The sequence below is a fragment of the Sorangium sp. So ce375 genome (assembly GCF_051473855.1).
Lineage (GTDB): Bacteria > Myxococcota_A > Polyangia > Polyangiales > Polyangiaceae > Sorangium.
Genome location: NZ_CP150335.1, coordinates 2,964,196 through 2,983,202, shown reverse-complemented (window position 1 = coordinate 2,983,202; position 19,007 = coordinate 2,964,196). Strand labels below are relative to the sequence as shown.

Annotated in this window: 11 protein-coding genes; 6 read left to right on the top strand and 5 right to left on the bottom strand. The window is 69.6% G+C overall.

Annotation, left to right across the window (positions count from 1 at the left end; all coding sequences use genetic code 11):
* Nucleotides 1–38 precede the first annotated feature (38 nt).
* The 3 genes from WME90_RS11330 to WME90_RS11320 all read left to right on the top strand — a co-directional run bounded on the left by WME90_RS11330 (nucleotide 39) and on the right by WME90_RS11320 (nucleotide 6,378).
* Nucleotides 39–659, top strand: a complete 621-nt coding sequence (locus WME90_RS11330; RefSeq protein ID WP_437281107.1) for a glutathione S-transferase family protein — start codon at nucleotides 39–41, stop codon at nucleotides 657–659.
* A gap of 165 nt (nucleotides 660–824) precedes the next feature.
* A complete protein-coding gene (locus tag WME90_RS11325) occupies nucleotides 825–4,277 on the top strand; it encodes a DNA methyltransferase (protein WP_437281106.1) in 3,453 nt (1,150 codons plus the stop codon).
* Between the two features lie 1,048 nt (nucleotides 4,278–5,325).
* Nucleotides 5,326–6,378, top strand: a complete 1,053-nt coding sequence (locus WME90_RS11320; protein WP_437281105.1) for a hypothetical protein — start codon at nucleotides 5,326–5,328, stop codon at nucleotides 6,376–6,378.
* Between the two features lie 115 nt (nucleotides 6,379–6,493).
* Here WME90_RS11320 and WME90_RS11315 read toward each other — a convergent pair whose 3' ends face one another.
* Nucleotides 6,494–7,261, bottom strand: a complete 768-nt coding sequence (locus WME90_RS11315; protein WP_437281104.1) for a formylglycine-generating enzyme family protein — start codon at nucleotides 7,259–7,261, stop codon at nucleotides 6,494–6,496.
* A gap of 1,252 nt (nucleotides 7,262–8,513) precedes the next feature.
* On the opposite strand from WME90_RS11315, the gene WME90_RS11310 reads away from it, so the two are divergent.
* Nucleotides 8,514–9,644, top strand: coding sequence for a hypothetical protein (locus WME90_RS11310; RefSeq protein WP_437281103.1), 1,131 nt, complete (start codon nucleotides 8,514–8,516; stop codon nucleotides 9,642–9,644).
* 74 nt (nucleotides 9,645–9,718) lie between these two features.
* Here the strand turns inward: WME90_RS11310 and WME90_RS11305 are convergent, their stop codons facing one another.
* The 3 genes from WME90_RS11305 to WME90_RS11295 form a co-directional block, all read right to left on the bottom strand.
* Nucleotides 9,719–11,107: a cytochrome P450 gene (locus WME90_RS11305; RefSeq protein WP_437281102.1), complete on the bottom strand. Its 1,389-nt coding sequence runs from the start codon at nucleotides 11,105–11,107 to the stop codon at nucleotides 9,719–9,721.
* 236 nt (nucleotides 11,108–11,343) lie between these two features.
* Nucleotides 11,344–13,452: a hypothetical protein gene (locus WME90_RS11300; RefSeq protein WP_437281101.1), complete on the bottom strand. Its 2,109-nt coding sequence runs from the start codon at nucleotides 13,450–13,452 to the stop codon at nucleotides 11,344–11,346.
* 232 nt (nucleotides 13,453–13,684) lie between these two features.
* Nucleotides 13,685–14,383, bottom strand: coding sequence for an alpha/beta hydrolase family protein (locus tag WME90_RS11295; protein ID WP_437281100.1), 699 nt, complete (start codon nucleotides 14,381–14,383; stop codon nucleotides 13,685–13,687).
* A gap of 336 nt (nucleotides 14,384–14,719) precedes the next feature.
* On the opposite strand from WME90_RS11295, the gene WME90_RS11290 reads away from it, so the two are divergent.
* Together WME90_RS11290 and WME90_RS11285 are read left to right on the top strand one after the other, a co-directional pair.
* Nucleotides 14,720–15,715, top strand: a complete 996-nt coding sequence (locus tag WME90_RS11290; protein WP_437283595.1) for an L-type lectin-domain containing protein — start codon at nucleotides 14,720–14,722, stop codon at nucleotides 15,713–15,715.
* Nucleotides 15,716–16,094: 379 nt separating this feature from the next.
* On the top strand, nucleotides 16,095–17,432 hold the full coding sequence (locus WME90_RS11285; protein WP_437281099.1) for an endo-1,4-beta-xylanase: 1,338 nt from the start codon (nucleotides 16,095–16,097) through the stop codon (nucleotides 17,430–17,432).
* A 337-nt stretch (nucleotides 17,433–17,769) separates the two neighbouring features.
* On the opposite strand, the gene WME90_RS11280 is transcribed toward WME90_RS11285, so the two are convergent.
* Nucleotides 17,770–18,945 (bottom strand): hypothetical protein, encoded by a 1,176-nt coding sequence (locus tag WME90_RS11280; protein WP_437281098.1) that lies wholly within the window; start codon nucleotides 18,943–18,945, stop codon nucleotides 17,770–17,772.
* Between the last annotated feature and the right edge of the window lie 62 nt (nucleotides 18,946–19,007).

Below are 19,007 nucleotides of genomic sequence, written 5' to 3'. Positions count from 1 at the left end.
CGGGTGCCAGGGGCACCGCGGATGGGAGGGAGAGCCAGATGATCGACCTGTACACGTGGACCACGCCGAACGGCTACAAGCCCGTCATCCTCCTCGAGGAGCTCGGGCTCGCCTACGAGATCAAGCCGATCGACATCGGGTCCGGCGCGCAGAAAAAGCCGGAGTACCTGCGCATCAACCCCAACGGGAAGATCCCCGCGCTCCGGGATCACGACCATCCGAGCGGGCCAGTCACCGTCTTCGAGTCGGGGGCGATCCTCATCTACCTCGCCGAGAAGACGGGCAAGCTCTTGCCCGCGAGCGAGCCGGGCCGGTCGCGCGTCATCGAGTGGCTGATGTTCCAGATGGGCGCGGTGGGGCCGATGCTCGGCCAGCTCGGCCATTTTCGCAGCGCCGCGCCCGAGAAGATCCCCTACGCGATCGAGCGCTACCAGAACGAGCAGGACCGCATCTACAAGGTGCTCGACGGCCGTCTCGCCGAGTCCGAGCACCTCGCAGACGAGTATTCGATCGCGGACATCGCCACGTTTCCGTGGATCTCCATGGCCGCGCGCATGGGGATAGACATCGCGCCGTATCCGAACCTCGCGCGCTGGGAGCAGGCGATCAAGGCGAGGCCGGCGGTCACACGAGCGTTCGCGGCGAAGATCAAGCCCTGAAAGCCGCGCGCTAGCGGCGCTCGGAGGCTCCGGAGGCTCTCCGAGGACGGACGCCTCGCGGAGAGGCGCCTGCGACCTGGAGGGCCTCCACCGGTCGCGCCGGCGTTCGCCAGGCAGAACCTGCAGCGGCTCGCGCGGCGCTCGCGTACACTCCCGGCGCTCGGCATGGATCAGCCCGTCCCCGTGGACAGCAGGGCGCAGCAGGCAGACGTCGCGGGCGCGCTCGCGGATCGGGCCTTCGACGCGCTCGGCATCCTGCTCCGCGGCTTCGAGGACGCGGCCCTGCGCGACGGGACGGGCGCGCTCGACGGCGCCTTCGCCCGCGGCCCGGAGCACCTCCACGGCGGCCTGCTCACCGCGATCCTGCGGCTCGTGTTCCTGCTCCACGCGGAGGAACGCGGGCTCCTGCCGGCGTCTGATCCGTACTACGCGGCGCACCTCGGCGTGGGCCCGCTGTTCCGGCAGCTCGCCGCGGAGCGCGACGCGCGCCCGGGCGCGCCGCGGCGGCGCTTCGGCGCGTGGGCGCGGCTCGTCGCGCTGTTCCGCGCCGTGTTCCACGGGCTCCGCCGCCCCCAGCTGAGCCTGCCCGCGCGCCGAGGGCAGCTCTTCGACCCCGAGCGATACCCGTTCCTGGAGCACGCGGGGCCGACGGAGCGCGCGGCGCCGGGCGACCCCGCGGCGCCGGGCGACCCCGCGGCGCCGCGCGCGCCGTCGGTGGACGACGGCACGGTGTACGCGGTGCTCGAGCGGCTGCTCGTGCTCGACGGGCGGCCGCTGTCGTACCGGGAGCTCGACGTCGAGCAGCTCGGCGGCATCTACGAGGCGCTCATGGGCTACCGGGTCGAGCGCGCCGCCGGGCCGACGGTGTGCCTCAGGCCCGACAAGGTCTGGGTGGGCGCGGCCGAGGCGCTCGCGCAGCCGAAGGCGCGGCGGACGGCGTGGCTCGCCGAGCGGGCGGGCATCTCGCGGCGGGAGGCGGGGAAGCTCGGGGAGGCGCTCGCCGCCGCGGAGACCGCGGCCGGCGTCCTCGAGGCGCTCGGGCCGCTGCGCGCGAGGGACACCGACGTGCTCGGTGCAGGGCGGCTGTTCCTCCAGCCGATCGCCGAGCGGCGGCGCACGAGCTCGCACTACACCCCGAGGAGCCTGTCCGGGCCGATCGTCGCGCGGACGCTGGAGCCGCTGCTCCGGCAGCTCGGCGAGGAGCCCGCGTCCGAGGCGCTCCTCGGGCTCGCGATCTGCGATCCGGCGATGGGCTCCGGCGCGTTCCTGATGGAAGCGTGCCGGTACCTGGCCGACCGGGTGGTGGCCGCCTGGACGCGCGAGGCGGCGCGCGGCGACGCCGCCGCGGCGGCGCGGCTCGCCGTTCCGGGCGAGGACGCGGTGGTGGTCGACTTTGCCCGAGAAAGCTCACGGGGAGACGGGGAGACAAGGATATTTACCAAGTCTCTTCTCCCCGCCTCCCCGCCTCCCTGTTCAAATTCGACCAGCACCGAGGACGCCGTGAGCCACGCGCGGCGGCTCGTCGCGCGGCGCTGCCTGTACGGCGCCGACAAGAACCCCTTCGCGGTGAGCCTGGCGAGGCTGTCGCTCTGGCTCGTGACGCGCGCGCTGGACGAGCCGTTCACGTTCATCGACCACGCCCTCCGCCACGGCGACTCGCTCGTCGGGCTCGACCTTGCCCAGCTGCGCGGCTTCCACTGGAAGCCCGCGGCGCCGGCGTCGCCGTTCCACGAGGAGATCGACGCCGCGGTGGCACGCGCGCTCGAGCTGCGACGGCGGCTGGTCGAGGAGGCGGACCAGGCCATCGCCCGAGCCCGGCTCGCAGAAGAGGCGGACGACGCGCTCGCCCGGGCGCGGCTCGCAGAGGAGGCGGACGACGCGCTCGCCCGAGCCCGGCTCGCAGAGGAGGCGGACGACGCGATCGCCCGGGCGCGCCTCCTCGGCGACCTCGTGGTGGGGGCGTTCTTCGCGCACGAGAGGGACCGTGACCGGCTGAAGGAGCGCGATCGGCGGGCCGAGCTCGCGATCGCGTGGCTCCGCGGCGGCGGGCCGCCTTCGGAAGAGCTCCTGTCGATGCAGCGGGCGCTCCGCGAGGGGGCGCCCGGGGGGCCGCCGCCGCTGCCGGCGTTCCACTGGCCGCTGGAGCTCCCGGAGGCCTTCCAGGAGCCGCGCCAGGACGGGCAGGACGGCGCCCGCGACCCACGGCCGACGCGGCTCGTCGCGTTCGTCGGGAACCCGCCGTTCCTGGGCGGGAAGCGGATCTCGACGGATCACGGGGCTCTCTACGCCGCCTGGCTCGAGCAGCTGCACGGCGCCACGAAGAACACCGACCTGGCCGCCCACTTCTTCCGCCGCGCGGCCGCGCTGCTCGGGCGCCGCGGGACGGTGGGGCTCATCGCCACGAACACGATAGCTCAGGGCGACACCCGGCGTTCGGGCCTCAGGCCGCTCGTCGAGGCGGGGGGCGCGATCATCTACAACGCCGTGCGCAGCGTCCCGTGGCCCGGAGACGCCGCCGTGCACGTCGCCGTCGTCCACCTCGCGATAGGCCTGTCGCCCGGCGACGGCGTGCCGCCGCCGCGGCTCGACGGCGCGGCCGTGGGCCACATCAACTCGCACCTGCGCGCGATGCCGGAGCGCCCCGATCCGCGCCCGCTCGGTGCCAGCCGGGATCTGTGCTTCATCGGCTGCTTCCTTCGCGGCGACGGCTTCGTCCTGACCGACGGCGAGGCGCGGGCGCTCTGCGCGGGTGATCCTGCGGCCGGCGAGGTGCTCCGCCCGTTCCTCGGCGGCGAGGAGGTCAACTCGTCCCCTTCGCACAGCCCGCACCGTCACGTCATCGACTTCGGCGAGCGGGGGCTCGAGGAGGCCGGGCGGTGGCCCGAGCTGCTCTCGATCGTGAGGACCCGAGTGAAGCCGGCGCGGGATCGCCTGAAGGGCACCGGGATCGACGCGGGCCACCGGGCGCGATGGTGGCAGTTCGCCAACACGCGGCCTGAGCTCCGGCGCAAGATCGCGCCGCTCGAGCGGTGCCTCGTCGCGGCGCGGGTGACGAAGCACCTGTGTTTCGCCTTCCAGCCCGCGGGCCGGACGTTCTCAGACCAGCTGTGTGTGTTCGCGATCGACGACCATGCGCGCTTCGCGGTGCTCCAGTCGCGCGCGCACGAGGCGTGGGCGCGGCTGCTCTCCTCGACGATGGGAGAGGGCCTCCGGTACGCGCCATCGGACTGCGTGGAGACGTTCCCCTTCCCTCGCCCCGAGCACCTCGCCGACGGCGGCCGTGTCGAGGCCGCCGGCGAGCGCCTCTACGCGGCGCGCGCGCGGTGGATGCTCGCGTCGGGGCTCGGGCTGACGGAGACGTACAACCTCATCAAGGACAGGAGGTGCAAAGAGCCGAGCATCGTCGGGCTCCGCAACCTCCACGAGGAGATGGACCGGGCCGTCCTCTCGGCTTACAGGTTCGACGACGTGGAGGTCCCCCCGTATGCCGAGCCCGCGACGCCGGGAGAGCGGCTGGCGCGCCGCGCGTTCGAGGACGAGCTGATCGACCGGCTCTTCGCGCTGAACGAGGCGCGCGCCGCGGAGGAGGAGCAGGCTGGAGCAGAGGGCGGCTCATGAGTGAGAACGCCACGAAAACGGGGCACGCCATTCGTGTCGTCGCGGCGACGGTTTTGCTCGTCCCTGCCTTTGGCTCTGGCGTCCTGGTCGGCAGATCGCTCCTGGACCGGCGGCCGCCGGCGACGGAGAAGAGAGCGGAGACCATTTCGGATCCCGGGATATGGACAGACCGGAGAGAGCTCGCTGCATATCGATAGGAACTGGCAGCTCGCTCAGAGGCGCGAGCGAGCGCCTCGGCCGCCGATGCTCCTCCGGGGGAAGGGCGACAAGACGCTCCCGTAAGAGCAGCCACCGTCGATGAGCGCGAGGTGGAGCTGAGACGGTGCAGGAAGAGCGAAATCCTGTCAACGCTGAGCTCTGCAGCGCTGCCGCTCGTCAGTTCAGCGCACTGATGGCTTTACCGAAGGATGGGTTGATGTGCGGGCCGAAGTCCAGGTCTGCCGATCTACCCGAACATACCCGCCGGTCTTGCGTCTGGGCCACCCAGATCGACCATGTGTCCCAGCGCACCGCGCGAGCACGTCCTGGAGGGCGCGAGGAGGACCGGACGAAGCGGGATGCGCCAAGGGCGCAATGCTGGCACGCAGACGGGCGAATGCCGATTAGAGGGTGAGCCGGACGGCGGCGCGTCGGCTGGAACGAAGTGAACGCCACATACGATCTCCGCCGCGGGCAAATGCGAGCACATTGTCCATCCACAGTTACCAAAAGGACAACAGCCGATTGGCGCACAACCCGCGCAGACAGTAAATATTGGCTTATGCGGCCATGTGACAACTCATCATTTTCTGTCCGATACGCCGGCAGCACGCAGGCAACTGCGGCACGTTTGTGTCTCATTGTCACGCTGGCGAGTTGTTCGCCTATCCACCGGGACTTTCTGCGTGCAGGCACCGGCGGTACGGGCGGCGACGGAGGGGGCGTCGGCAGTACCGGAGACGACGGTGGACATGGGACCGGCGTGAGCGGAGGTGGCGAAGCTTCAGCGCAGGGCAGCGGCGGCGCCGGCGGCGATGGAGGAGTTGTCGGCGGGGGCGGAGGGACCGGGGTGAGCGGAGACGTGGGGCCCATCATCGACGAGCCGCCGGTCTGCGGGGACGTTTACGTCGATTGCGACGCGGATGAAGAGAACGGCTGTGAGGTTCGCGTGACGAACGACGCCCTCCACTGCGGCACCTGCCCCGTCGAGTGCGATGGCACCTGCCTGGATGGCACTTGCGCCCGAACCTCGGTCCACGTCACGGGCCAGCAGGATCCGTTGTACATCGCTGTCTCCAACGGCAGCGTGTTCTGGACCAACGGGGAGCAGGGCGTCGTCAGGCAGTGGACGCAAGGCGAAGCCGCCGCCATCGACATCGCCACCGCGCAGGTCCAGCCGGCGGACATCAAGGTCGACGCCACCCACGTCTTCTGGGCCAACCAGGGCAAGCCCGGCATGAACGACGGCCAAGTGATGAGGTCGCGGGTCGGCGGCCGGGAGGAGCCGGTCGCCATCGCCATAGGGCAGTCCGCCCCGTTCGGCGTGGCGCTCGACGACGAGTTCGTTTACTGGACGAACCGCGAGGCCGGCGGCTCGGTGGTCCGCGCGTCGAAGGACTCGAACGGCCACGGGCCGTTCACCATCATCTCGAACGGCGGCGGGACGACCCACGCCCTCGCGGTAGACGCGACGCACGTCTACTGGACCGTCCGTGACACCATCGGCCGGGTGATGTCCGCGCCCAAGGACTCCACGGGCGATGGCCCGTTTACCACGCTGGCGACCGAGCAGGGCCAGGTGCGGGAGATCGCGGTCGACGCGACGCACGTCTACTGGACGACCAGCAGGACCGGCAACGTGATGCGGGTGGCCAAGTCCGGCGGAGATCCCACGGTGATCGCCACCGGGCAGGGGAACCCGAGGGGCATCGCCGCTGACGCGACGGGCGTGTACTGGGCCGACCCCACCTCGCCGAACGTCATGAGGATGCTGCCGAACGGCATCGTCGGGGCCGTGGCGGCCGGGGAACCGTCGCCGTACGGCATCGCCCTCGACGCGACCCGCGTCTACTGGACCAACGGACTCGGCACAAACGGCACCATCGTGAGCACGGCGAAGTGACCGGCGAGGCATGAACTTCGCTCCGGTAGAACGTGGAATGCGACGGGCGAGTGTCCGGAATGCGGGTGGCGCCGATGTGGTTCCGGACAACACCGTGGGGCGAGTCGGTTGGTTGCTATGGTGTCCTCGCGCATCGGGTCCCGATGCCGTAGCCGCGGTACGACGCGACGATGCTGCCGCGCTCGGAAGAGCGCATGTACGGCGCACTTTCGCCATAGTTTCCGCCCCTGTGCGCCCGGTTTGGACTACTCGCCAAGTTGGCGCAGTCGTTACACGGGTTGGTATAGCCACCACCCGAATCCAGAATCCACTCCCGCAGATTCCCGGCCAAGTCCGCCTGCCCCCACCTCCCATCTCCTGCCGGTGACCTCGACCCGACCGGCTGGATATCGCTGAACGTGCACGAGCTGGACGCAGACCCGTCCCCGGTGCAGTCATACACCGCGTGGGCACTAGAAATCGTCGTCGAGTCTGGCCACGGATACTGCCGCTGCTCGTTGCCTCCTGCCGCCGCATAGTTCCACTCCGCCTCCGTCGGCAGTCGGCCACCATCCCACGCGCAGAACGCGAACGCCACGTACCAGTTCAGGCCATTCATTGGCAGGCGCTCGTGGTCGCCGGCCGCATCCGTCCACGTCTGGTCCGGGCACTTCACCGCCGCCTTCAGCGCTTCCGCATCCGCGGGCAGGTTGCCGTTCCAGTCCGCATTCCACCCGCTCCCCGCGATGAGCGGGTGCCTCCCCGCTTCGGCCGCCGGTTTGCTCCCGGGATACGCCTCCACAAACCTCCGGAACCGACCCACAGTCACCTCGAACCGATCCAGCCGGAAGTCGCTTACCATCGCTGGATACGCTGGATCGTTGCTCCGGTTGAATGTGCCCACAGGCACCGCCGCGGTTGTGCAGCAGTTCTCGCCGCCTGCTGGCCCGCACGTCTCGGGTAGCCCGGCACAGCTTGGCGGTATCATGCATGTTCCTCGGCTGCATGCAGGCGCCGTCGCCGGGCACGGATCGGTGTCTTCCCACGCCCCGCTCTCATCGCACCGTTGCGGCCGGTTCACCGAGCAGCGCATGTCCTCCGGGCCGCACTCCCCGGTGCACGTCCCGTCGACGCAAGTCTGCCCGACGCACGCTTCGCCGCTCTCCCACCGCCCATCCACGCAGCGCTGCGGCGTGTTGTCCGAGCACTTCGTGTCGTCGGCAGAGCACTCTGGACTGCCTCCGACGCCGCCGTCGCCTCCGGCGCTGCCGCCCGTACCGACGGCGCCCTGTCCTCCGGTGCCGCCTTCACCACCGGAAGCGCCGCCTCCACTTCCGGCCTCTCCTCCGGCGCCCGTGCCCCCGCTGGTCCCGCTGCCACCGGCGCCTTCCAGGACGTAGTACTCCTCCTCGAGCCCCGCCAGCGCAGCGCATCCGCCAGCAGCGGACGTCGCAAGCCAGACGACAGCCATCGCTCCCTTTACGCGTGCCCGCTCCGAGCCCACCATGGCGGCAGAGCGTCGTCCTGCGGCGCTCCGAATGTCAAGAAAGCCGCGTCGCGTCATTCGCGAACGCGATGCGCGCCATTCGCCGGAGCGCCGCCGCTCGCCGTGTCCCGGGACACGTGGCCACGTCGAGTGGCCCGAACGCTGGTTTCGAGTGCCCAGATGCGAGCTCCGCGGGACTATCCGGGCCACCACCTGTCTGCACTCTCGGGTTTGAGTTTCAACTCTCCAGCAAGGTATCGACACCCTCCGGGTCGAAGTTCGACTCTCCAGGCAGACCCGCGCGCCGGCGTCCGACGCTGTGCGATATCCAAGCCCCGCGAGAGATCAGGTGCCGCACGGCACCGCATCCGGCACACGCACTCCCGACCGTTCCTCTCGCACCGCTTTCTTTCGCCCGCACCACACGTACCCGCAGCCACACGTGCGCATAGCTGCGTCCAAGGCGCCGCGTGAGTCTACCGCCACGCGCGTATCGCTGCTCGCGCCTGTCCGGCCGGTCGAGCACGGGGCGACGCTCACGCCGTGGCTGTCGCACGGGGGCTCGCGCGGCTGGAGCTGGAAATCAAGCAGCCTGTAGCGCTTCCGATCGAGAACCTCCAGGCGATTTTGGATCTCCGGTCAGGCGCGGGAAGTGATAGTCTCATGGATCATGACAAGACTTCATTTCGCGACGCGTTGCTGCGCTGTGCTCGCAGCGCTCTGGCTGCCCGTCATCGCCTGTTCATCGGGCGGCAACGGCAACACCACGGGGAATGCCGAGGTCGGCCCGGGCGCCGGCGGCTCCGGCGGCAGCAGCGTCAGCAGCACCAGCGGCGTCAGCAGCGCCAGCAGCGGCGATTTCGGCGAAATCGTGACGAGCGCCGGTCAGGGCGGCGACCCGCCGCCTGACGCCGGTCACCAGACGACCTGCGACGACGCGGGCAACTGCACCTGCATCAGCATCGCGTCGATCGGCCGCGAAGGGGTCTGGGGCCCGTGCAGCAGCGACAGCACCACCGCGCTCCAGGACTGGCTCAACACGCAGAGCACGGCCCAGGTGGACAACTACAACAGGGAGAAGCCCACGCTCACCCCGGAGTTCCTCGCCAAGTACGACGTGATACTCCTTCAGTGGATGGTGACGAAGGGCGCACAGAACGACGACGGGGCGCCCTGGCAGTTCACGCCGGACGAGGTGAACGCGCTCAAGGACTGGGTCAACAATGGTGGCGGCCTCATCGCGCTGAGCGGTTATCAGTGCAATGGACAGGGGTGCACCATCCACGACGTCACGGCGACCAACCAGCTCCTCTCCTTCACGGACATCCAGTTCAACACCGACGGCCTGCTGGATCCCGCGCGGAGCGGCTGCGCGAACTGCAACTGCTGGGGCGGCTCGCTGCCGCTCGGCGGCGACCTCCCCGTGGCCGAGGGCACCTGGAACCAGGACACGCCGATCGGCAAGAACATCAAGAGCGTGGGCGCCTACATCGCGCGCTCGATCAAATCGACGACCGCGACCGTCGATTGCACCGACGGCAGGAACAACTTCGCGGTGCACGAGGAGATCGGCAAAGGCCATGTCGTCGCGTTCGGCGACGAGTGGGTGACCTACTCGGGCCAGTGGCGCGGGACGGCGAAATGCCTCAATGCCCAGATGTACACGGACCCGAACAGCCCCTGCTACGAGCGATCGGCGGCGCAGGTCTTCCAGATCTCGCAGTTCTGGTACAACGCGATCAAATACGCGGCGTCGTCGGTCGAGTGCTTCACGATCGAGGATCCGGCCATCATCAATTGACGTCGGGCGGCGAGCGCGGAGAGGGCGGCGGCTCATCGGCTCATCGAGCGCGCCGCTCGTCGCAAAGAGCCCGCTCAGACGGCGTGGAGCGTCATCTTGAGGCCATGGCGCGGCCGGAGGGTGGTCAACGCCTGGGGCGACACCGGGTGACCGGGCACGAGGCGCATCCGGAGCCGCCTTAGCAGGACCACGAGCAGGATCTGCGCCTCCATCATCGCGAACAGGTTGCCGATGCACTGCCGCGGTCCGCCGCCGAACGGCATGAACGAGTAGCGCGGGCGGGCGGCCGAGCGCTCGGGCGTGAAGCGCTCGGGGTCGAACTCCGCGGGGGCCTCCCAGAAGGCCGGATCGTTGTGCATGACGTACTGGCTGACGATCACCGTCGCTCCGGCGGGCACGGGATAGCCGCAGATCTGGTCGTCCTCCTTCACGGTGCGCGGGACGATCCAGGAAGGTGGATAGAGGCGCATCGCCTCCTGAATCACCATCTTCGTGTACTCCATCCTCGACAGGTCGGCGGCCGTCGGCCGCCGGTCGCCGACGACCTCCTCGATCTCCGCGCGCAGCTTGCGCTCGATCCCGGGGTTGCTATCGAGCAGGTAGAACAGCCAGGTCATCGTGATCGCCGTCGTCTCGTTGCCGGCGATGAACATGGTGACGAGCTCGTCCCGCAGCTGGCGGTCGTCCATGCCGGAGCCGGACTCGTCCTGCGCGCGCAGGAGCAGCGAGAGGAGATCGTCCCGCTCCTCCTTGCTCCTGCGGCGCTCCCGGACGAGGCGCAGGATGGCCTCGTCGATCCTGGCGATCGCGTCCCTGAGCGCGCGCTCGCCCGGGAGCAGGCGATCGGGCATGAAGTAGAGGAACAGCCTCGCGTTCAGCGTCTGGAACGCGACGAGGATCGCCTCGCCGAGGCTGTCGGCCTCCCGGGGCGCGATGCTGACGCCGAACATCGTCGCCAGGATGACGCGCTGGGTGAGCTGCATCATCTCCCTGTCCATGTCGACGACGGCGCCGGCGCGGGCCCGCTCCTCGAGCCGCGGCAGGTCGCCCTCGACGACGTCGATCATGAGATCGACAAGGCCCGCGAGCTGCCGCGACGAGAACAGCGGCTGCATGCGCCGGCGGTTCCGGAGCCACTCGTCGCCCCCGGCCGTGACGAGGCCGTTGCCAAGGAGCCGCCCGATCGGCCTCCACATCCCGCCTTCCTTGCCGAAGTTGCGCCAGTTGTCGTTGAGGACGTACTGGACCTGCTCGGGGTGCGTCACCAGATAGGCCCGGGTGAGCCCGAGATCGAGCTCGATGAGCTCACCAGGGTGCTGCCCCGCGAGCCGACGGAGGACGCTCGGCGCGTCGCGCGCCAGCGCCGGGAGGAGCCCCACCACCGGATAGCCGCGGGCGCGCGGCGATGGCTTGCGCGCGGAGGGTGGGGCAGGTCGGGACAGAGGATCGAGTTGTTCGAGCATGATCGCGCTCTCCTGGCCCGCAGCGGGGAGTCCGCATTCGGCCAGAGAGCATCCTACGATGGTGCGCGCCGAGCGCTCCAGGTCCGAGTCCGATGAGATGATGTCGCAGGATCGGCGGAGAGTTCGCCATACCTACCAGCGCCAGCTGGCGCGCCGTCAACGGCCAGCCCCTCGACCAGCCGCTGGGCGGCCAAACTGGCTCGCTGCGTTGGCAGGAGACTGGGAATCGCGGGGTTCTACTCGCGGTCGGCGGCGGTGAGCGTGGCGACGAGCGTGCCGCCGCCGCCGGCGCAGGTGGTCGTCGAGAACTCGCCGAAGAACATGCGCCCGTCCTCGTGTTCGAGGCGGAGGCCGGGGCCCTCGCCGCGGGTGCAGGTCACCAGGTTGTAGGGGCCGCCCGAGGTCAGGGACCAGCATTGGTTGAGCGCCGACGCCGACCCCGCCCGCTCCAGGTGCCAGAACGCCTGCGTGCCGATGCGCAGGCGGAAGACGCCCACGCCGAACACGTCGAGGAAGGCCGTCCCGTAGGTCCCCGCGGGCACCGGGTAGGTGCCGGGCGGCAGGCGCCACGATCTGGACGGGCTGACGTACTTGTCCCAGCTCTCGTCCCACGGCGCGCAGAGGATCTCGCCGTTGCGTACGAGGGCACGGCCCTCCGCCGAGAGCAGCTCGTCGCCGGCGACGTGCACGACGCGCTGGGCCGCGCGCACACCGTCGCGCCACAGCTCGACGAGGGCCACGGCCGCGGCGGTGCCGCTGTAGCTGACGCGCAGCGCGCTGACGCTCCGGTCCGGCAGCACCTGATATTCGGTCGCGTCTAACTCGCGCCTGTCGAAGAGGACAGCATCGGCGGAGAGGGGCGTCCACACGAGCAGGCTCCCCTCCGGGACGTCGAAGCGCAGCGTGACCTTCGTCGCGATTTCGGTGGTGTTGGTCAGGACGAAGTCGCACGACTGCCGAGCGACGGTGCGCTCTACGCGGACGGCGGCGTCGCCGACCGGGAGGGCGACGGGCGCCTCGAGATCGCTGACGATCTCGAAGTGCGGAATGGTCGCCGGCGTGAGCGCGCGCCGCTCGATCGCGCGCATCAGCTTGGGGAAGCTCTCGTACTCGTTGACGGTGTACAGCCCGGGGTTGTCGAGCGCGGTCACGACCTCCCCGAAGGCGAGGGTGCCGCTCGGCGCGCCTGCCGTCTTGAGCACGCGACGCGCAGACTCGCGGACCTCCGTGGGGAGCTCCTCGATGGTGAAGCGGGCGGTGAGGTCGAGGCGAACGGGTGAGACGTCGAGCCGCTCCACCGCGAGCTCACGGATCGAGCGCAGGCCGTCGTGGGCCGTGAGCTCGGAGGGCGCCGCGATCTCGAGCAAGCTCCACAGCTCCGGGAAGAGCGCCTTCTCTTCGGGCAGGAAGGTGTCGTAGCGCCCCGGCGCCTCGGCGTAGAGCAGGCCCTCGGCCGAGAGGCCAGGGTACCCGAAGCCGCGCAGGCGCGTGAGGATCTGCTCGTGCAGCGCCGAGAGCGCGCCCACCTTCCGGAGCGGCGCGAGCTTTCGGCTGCGGAGGTACACGGCGCCCTCGCGCGCGTTCGAGGACGTGACGTCGTCGCGCACGTCGAGGGCTGGCGGCTCGACCACGGGCGGCGCCTGAGGCCGGCAGCGCGACGTGCGGTCAATGACGCACGTGCCGTCCGCAGCGCACATCCCTCCCTCGCCGCAGCCGCGGACGTCGAGGCCCGTGTGATCGCAGTCGGGGTCGGGCGCACCACACGCGCAGTCGCACAGGTCGCCGCTGTTGTATCGTCCGGATTGGCAAAACCACCCCTCGGGCGGCGATTCATAGGGAAGACACGAGCGCGTATCGGCGCAGACGCCGCTATCACAAGCGATCTCGGTGCCCAAGCGCAGGCAGCCGTCATCGCCCCGTGCGCAGGTCCGGAAGGAGCCGCTCACGCACACGATCTCACCCACCGCCCCGCACACGTCCTCGCAGGTGCGGCAGTCGGCGGCATCGTTGAAGTGATCGCGGGGGAAGCGCGTGGCGCACGCCTTGTCGCAATCGCCGTCGCCACGCCAGCCGCAAGGATCGTCGCTCGCGCAGGAGCAGGCCGAATAGCGCCCCGCCGCGCAATCCGCGGAGCAGTCGGTCCCGACACCGCCCGAGCTGCTGCTGCTGCCATTCGCCGAGCTGCCGCCGACGCCGCCACCCGAGCCGCCGTCCCCCGAGCCGCCGTCACCCGAGCTGACGGCGCCCGAGCCGCCGCCACCCGAGCCGCCAGCGCTCGTCCCGTCGTGTCCCCGCTCCGACCCGCCACATTGGACGGCGGCGAAGACGACAAAGGCCATCGCCATGCAGACTCTAAGCTTCGACGCACGCATGCTCGCCTCCGGTCGCCAAGGACCATGTCGTACCCGATCCGCTGCGTGACCTCAACCACCCCCAGGCCACGTAGGGACCGCTCGACCCCGCCTCCGAGCCCTGGGGCTCGGGCGTGGTCGCGAAAGGCCCAGAAGCCACGCGATCTGGGCATGGCGCAGTCCGGGTACATGAATGCGAAAGCTCATGTGCTGTCCGCCTGTGGCGTCACCGCGCCTCCTGGCGCGGGGCGCAAACGCGTGTCTTCAGCCAGCCGTCGATGGCATGGTCGATCTCCTCGAGCACGCTCTCCCTGGTCCGCCCCGCGGACTTGAGGAGATCGAGCGAGTGATCGCCGCCCTCGATCACGTGCAGCGTGGCCCGATCCCCGAGGCGCTTCAGGACGGGGCGGAGGAGCGCAAGATCGCACAACGGATCGCGCGTGCCCTGGACGAACAGGAGCGGCGCGGGGATCGCGGGCAGGTGCGCGTCCCGGAGCCGGGCGCGCTCGCCCGCGGGGTGGAGCGGATAGCCGAGGAACAGCAGCCCGTCCGCGCGGACGCCGCGGGCCGCGAGGAGCGACGCGATCCGCCCGCCCATCGATTTGCCGCCGATCACGAGGCGCTCCGGCCTGTCCTCCAGCATCCTCTCGATCGCGGCCTCATAAGCCTTCTCGAGGAGCGGCTGCCTATCGGGCGCCTTCCGGCCGAGCTCCTTGTAGACGAAATTGAAGCGGAGCACGGTGTGCCCGCGCGCCGCCAGCCGCTCGGCGACGCCGACCACGAGGGGCGCGTTCATGTCGTTGCCGGCCCCATGGCCGAGGACGACCGCCACGCCGGAGCGCTTCGCCCGGGTCCTCGGGGCGTGGATCACACCCGAGACAGGAGCGTTGTCGGCGATAGCGATGGAGACGGAGCGCTCGGCCATGAGGCCCATCCATGCCATGGATCGCGGCCGCTCGTCGAGACTCACGCAGGTCGAGCGCAGCGAGATGCTCGCGGCTGTGTCGTGATCGGCGGGTTCCAGCCCTTCGACACCGCTGGATTCCTGGGGCGCGCTCGTCTCGTTCTGGTAGACTGCGGCGCAGAAAGCGCTGGCGCGATGGTGTTCCGCGTCCTCCACGCGGTCCGTGGCCGCGCTCAGGATCGAGAGCACATGCGACCTTCACAGCCAATCCGCTCTCCACGCGCAGCGGCGGGCGCAGCCCGACGAGCGCGCGGGAAAGCGCTTCTCCTGCTCCCGTCGCTCGCCGTGGCCGTGTCCATGTGCGGTGGCCGGAGCGACATCCTCCTCGACCCAGGCCCGGAGGAAGCAGGCCCCGAGGAGGCAGGCCCCGGGTGTATCCCGGCGCCGGAAGCGTGCGATGGCCTGGACAACGACTGCGATCGGATCGTCGATGAAGGCTGCGCTTGCGCGGTGGGGCAAGAGCGGAGCTGCTACTCGGGCCCTCCGGGCACCCAGGGCGTCGGGGTGTGCAAGGCCGGCGTTCAGATCTGCTCTGGCGCTGCCTGGGGTCCGTGCATCGGCGAGAGCAAGCCGGCGCCCGAGGCGTGCGACATCGTCGACAACGATTGCGATGGACAGACCGACGAGGGCACGTGCCCAGATGGGACTGCCTGCGGCGTGAGCCTCGCCGCGGACATGAGATCGCCGCCCGACGGGTGGTCCTTCAATGGGGACGCCTTCTGGGACGCCGACAGGCTGACCGGGGTGCTCACCGAGGACAGGCACGGTCAGGCCGGCACAATCATCTACCGGAATCCCATCGCCGCCGACGCCTTCACCGCAACGTTCGAGTTCCGCCTCGGCGACGGCGACGGCATGGGCTTCATGCTCCAGACGACGGGAGAGACGGCCGTGGGCGAGCCCGGCGGTGGCCTCGGTATGGCGGGGCTCGCCGGCTACGGCGTCGAGCTCGACACCTACAACAATCACGGTTGCACAGACTCCGACCGGAACCACGTGGGCGTGGACGACCTCGCACAGCCTTGCGACGCTGGCGTCCTCGGCTCGCTGGATCAGGCAACGAGCGAGGTCGCGCTCGGCGACGCTACGTTCCATACGGCGCGGATCGAGCTCGACAAGGGCGTGGTGAGCTTGAGCATCGACGGCGCGCGCCAGCTCCAGAGGTTCGCCATCCGCGACTTCCCTGTCGGGTCGAAGTTCTTCTACGGCTTCGCCGCCGGCACGGGAGACGCCGCCGCGCGCCAGGAGATCCGGAATGTGAAGATCACTTTCCCCTCTCCCCGCTGCCTCTGAACGCAGGCGCCAAAGGACGTTTCGTCGCGCGATCGTCGAGGTCTGCGGCGACCTCCTGCTCGTTCCGGGGAGCAGGTGCGCCCCAGCAGCAGGTGCGCTCCTGGAGCACGACGAGCCCCGTGTGGGGCGCCCTACCGACTCGGTCTCGAGCGCACATTATCCCCATGTCAAAATTCTCGAACAGCTCTGGAATTCCCTTCCGGAGCCCCTTATCCTTCGGGTCCGCCTCGTGAAGCTGTATGCTTGGGAGACAGCGGCCGATATACTGCCGGTTCGGCACCACCTCGGGTGCCGCCCGCGCGCGACCTGGACCCGCGGATGATCAAGGCTCCAGGTCGCGTAAGTTAGTAAATACATTTTACTTTTGGAGCATGAGAGCATGAGATCAGCACCCTTTACCCTTCTACTCTCGGCATTCCTGTTTGCAGTCGGCTGCTCGGACAGCGGAGACGGCAACGGAGGGGAGGCCGGCAGCGGCGGTGCGACGGGCGGCACCGGCGGCGGTGCGACGACAGGCGCGAGCGGCACGACGACGGGCACCGGTGACGCGACGACAAGCACCGGCACCGGCGACACGACGACAAGCACCGGCACCGGCGACGCGACGACAAGCACCGGCAACGCGACGACCGGCACCGGCGACGCGACGACCGGCGCCGGCGGCGGCGACGGCGGCAGCGATGGCGCAGGCGGCGGCGCCAGCGCCAGAGTCCCTGCGGCGAGCGCCAGCACGCTGCGGGAGGCCGGTGAGAAGGCGAACCCCCCGATCTTGATCGGCGCGGCCATCTCCGGTGGTGGTCTCGGTAACAACGACTACAAGCGCGTCGCCGCCGCCGAGCACAGCTACGTGACGACGGAGAACGAGATGAAGTGGGACTCGCTCGAGCCCAGCTCGGGGAACTTCAGCTGGGGCTCCGCGGACAACATCGTGAACTGGGCGCGCCAGAACAACATGAAGGTCAAGGGCCACACCCTGGTGTGGCACAACCAGCTGCCTGGCTGGATGAGCTCCATGACCGGCAAGGAGAATGTAACGAATGCCATGCGCAGGCACATCACCCAGGTCATGGGGCACTTCAAGGACCGGATCGACACCTGGGACGTCGTCAACGAGGCCGTCCAGACCGACAGCGACACCGGGGTCGGCAATCCCCGCATGAGGCCCTCGGTGTTCCTCAACCAGATCGGGTCGAACTACATCGATCTCGCCTTCCAGATCGCGAGAGAGCAGGATCCGAAGGCCAAGCTCTATTACAACGACTACAGCATCGACGCGCGCAACGAGAAGGTCGAGTTCGTCTACAACATGGTCAAGGGGATGGTCGAGCGGGGAGTCCCGATCGACGGCGTCGGGTTCCAGATGCACATCGGGCCGCCGAACAACGAGGCCGGCGGGGCGGACGTGGCGGCGAACATGAAGCGCTTCACCGACCTGGGCCTGGAGGTGCTGATCTCCGAGATGGACATCAACCGCTGCGGCGGCGTGGTCACGGCGGACGAGCAGCTCGCGTACTATCACGACATCGTCGAGGCCTGCTTCAAGCTGCCCAAGTGCACCGCCATCACCTTCTGGGGGATCAACGACGGCAGGTCGTGGCTCAACAGCTGGAGCGGGGCGCTGTGCAACGGGCAGAGCTCCCAGTCGCTGCTCTTCAACGACCAGTATGGGAAGAAGGAGACTTACAACAGGGTGATGAACGCCCTGCTGGGCCGCTAGAATATCGATCGCCTTGAGCGAGCGTGGGGATTGGCCGCCAAGGCACCAAGGACGCCAAGAACAGAACATGTTCTTGGCGTTCTTGGCGTTCTTGGCGGTTCGAAATTCAGCGCTTTGCTGACGGCTTCGACCCGTTTGTCGCTCTACGGCGGGGATCAGGTTCGTGGGATACGGGCTCGGCCGCTATGCAGGCGAGCGGCGCGTACGAGAGTACGCCGCGGCGAGCTTCACTCTGCGGAGGAGCCCGTGGCGCACGGAGAGGCTCCCCGCTATCGCGTGTCCTCGATCCGCGGGCGGGGACGGCGGCGCGGCCGCCCCTGCGCCGGGGATCACAGGTTCACTGCGGGATCACGATCTGCTGGCACACCCCGCCCAGGCACACGTCGCCGTCCCAGCAGCAGTCCGCGTTGACCGTGCACTCCCCACCCGACGGCTTGCACTCCCCATCATCTCCGCCCGGATCCTCACCAGGGTCGCCGCCCCCGCTGCCGGCGGGCGGGTCGTCGCCCTCGCACGTCGTCGGGATGCACGGCCCCGGCGTCACGGTGACCGTGTCCGACGGGTACTTGCTCGGAGACGCGTGCACATAGCTGATGGTCGCGTCGCCAAAGCCCGCCGCGCCGAACGCCGAGGCGCTCACCCACACGTCGTAGACGACGCGGTAATCCCAGTTCGGTGCCTCCGAGTTGGGGGTGTAGCTCTCGTCCGTCTCCGGGGAGTCTTCGAGGTACGCGCCGTACCCGCACGCGTTGAGATCGCGGTCGAGCGAGGTGGTCGCCGCGACGACGGCGCCGGCGTCTCCGAGGAGCATCTTGCCCTCGCCGCCGAGCACGCCGAGCGACGCGTAGCCCGAGGGGCTCGCCTCGTCCTCCGAGAGGTAGTCGACGTAGAAGTCGAGCACGAGCTCCCCCTTCCCGTCCGTCATCTGGAACTGGGCCTTGTCGCTGCCCACGAGATCCTTGAACGTGTGCCCCCCGTGCCCCTTCGGCTTCGGCGCGTCGCCGGGCTTCGGGCCGTCGCCGGGCTTCGGGCCGTCGCCGGGCTGCGGGCCGCCGGGCTGCGGGCCGGCGGGCTCCTCGCCGCCGCCCCACCCGATGGCCGTCTCGCCATACGTGTTGTCGACGAACGCGGGGTTGAGCGTCAGCCGCACGTGCACGAGCTCCTCGCTCTCGGCGATCTCGACGACCCGCTCGACGAAGGCCATCGGGGTCGTGGGGTTGTTGTTCGTGTAATAGCAGTCGACCTGAGCGGTGTCGTCCACGGGGACGCCACGGGCGCTCGCGCCGCACGAGAGCGGATCGAGATCCGCGGTGATGGGCTCGCCGGCGCCCGACATGCCAGACCCCGGGAAGCTCGGCGCCGACCCATTCCCCTCGTCCGACGGGACGCAGTCTTCCCCGGAGACGATGCGGCCGTCTGCGCCTCCTGTGCCCGATAGGGAACAGCCCGCGCCGAAGGCCGCGAGCGACAACAGCCCACCACAGCACCACCGTGTGAACGCGAATGAACGCATCGGGATCCTCCCAACTCGAAAGAAAGCACGACATGGAGCGCGTCCGGCGAACCCGATCGCCG

Excerpts from the sequence above, each read along its gene's own strand:
- WME90_RS11285 (WP_437281099.1), top strand. The coding sequence starts at position 16,095 with ATGAGATCAGCACCCTTTACCCTTCTACTCTCGGCATTCCTGTTTGCA.
- WME90_RS11295 (WP_437281100.1), bottom strand. The coding sequence starts at position 14,383 with ATGGCCGAGCGCTCCGTCTCCATCGCTATCGCCGACAACGCTCCTGTC.
- WME90_RS11325 (WP_437281106.1), top strand. The coding sequence starts at position 825 with ATGGATCAGCCCGTCCCCGTGGACAGCAGGGCGCAGCAGGCAGACGTC.
- WME90_RS11280 (WP_437281098.1), bottom strand. The coding sequence starts at position 18,945 with ATGCGTTCATTCGCGTTCACACGGTGGTGCTGTGGTGGGCTGTTGTCG.
- WME90_RS11330 (WP_437281107.1), top strand. The coding sequence starts at position 39 with ATGATCGACCTGTACACGTGGACCACGCCGAACGGCTACAAGCCCGTC.
- WME90_RS11310 (WP_437281103.1), top strand. The coding sequence starts at position 8,514 with ATGACAAGACTTCATTTCGCGACGCGTTGCTGCGCTGTGCTCGCAGCG.
- WME90_RS11300 (WP_437281101.1), bottom strand. The coding sequence starts at position 13,452 with ATGGCGATGGCCTTTGTCGTCTTCGCCGCCGTCCAATGTGGCGGGTCG.
- WME90_RS11290 (WP_437283595.1), top strand. The coding sequence starts at position 14,720 with ATGTGCGGTGGCCGGAGCGACATCCTCCTCGACCCAGGCCCGGAGGAA.
- WME90_RS11305 (WP_437281102.1), bottom strand. The coding sequence starts at position 11,107 with ATGCTCGAACAACTCGATCCTCTGTCCCGACCTGCCCCACCCTCCGCG.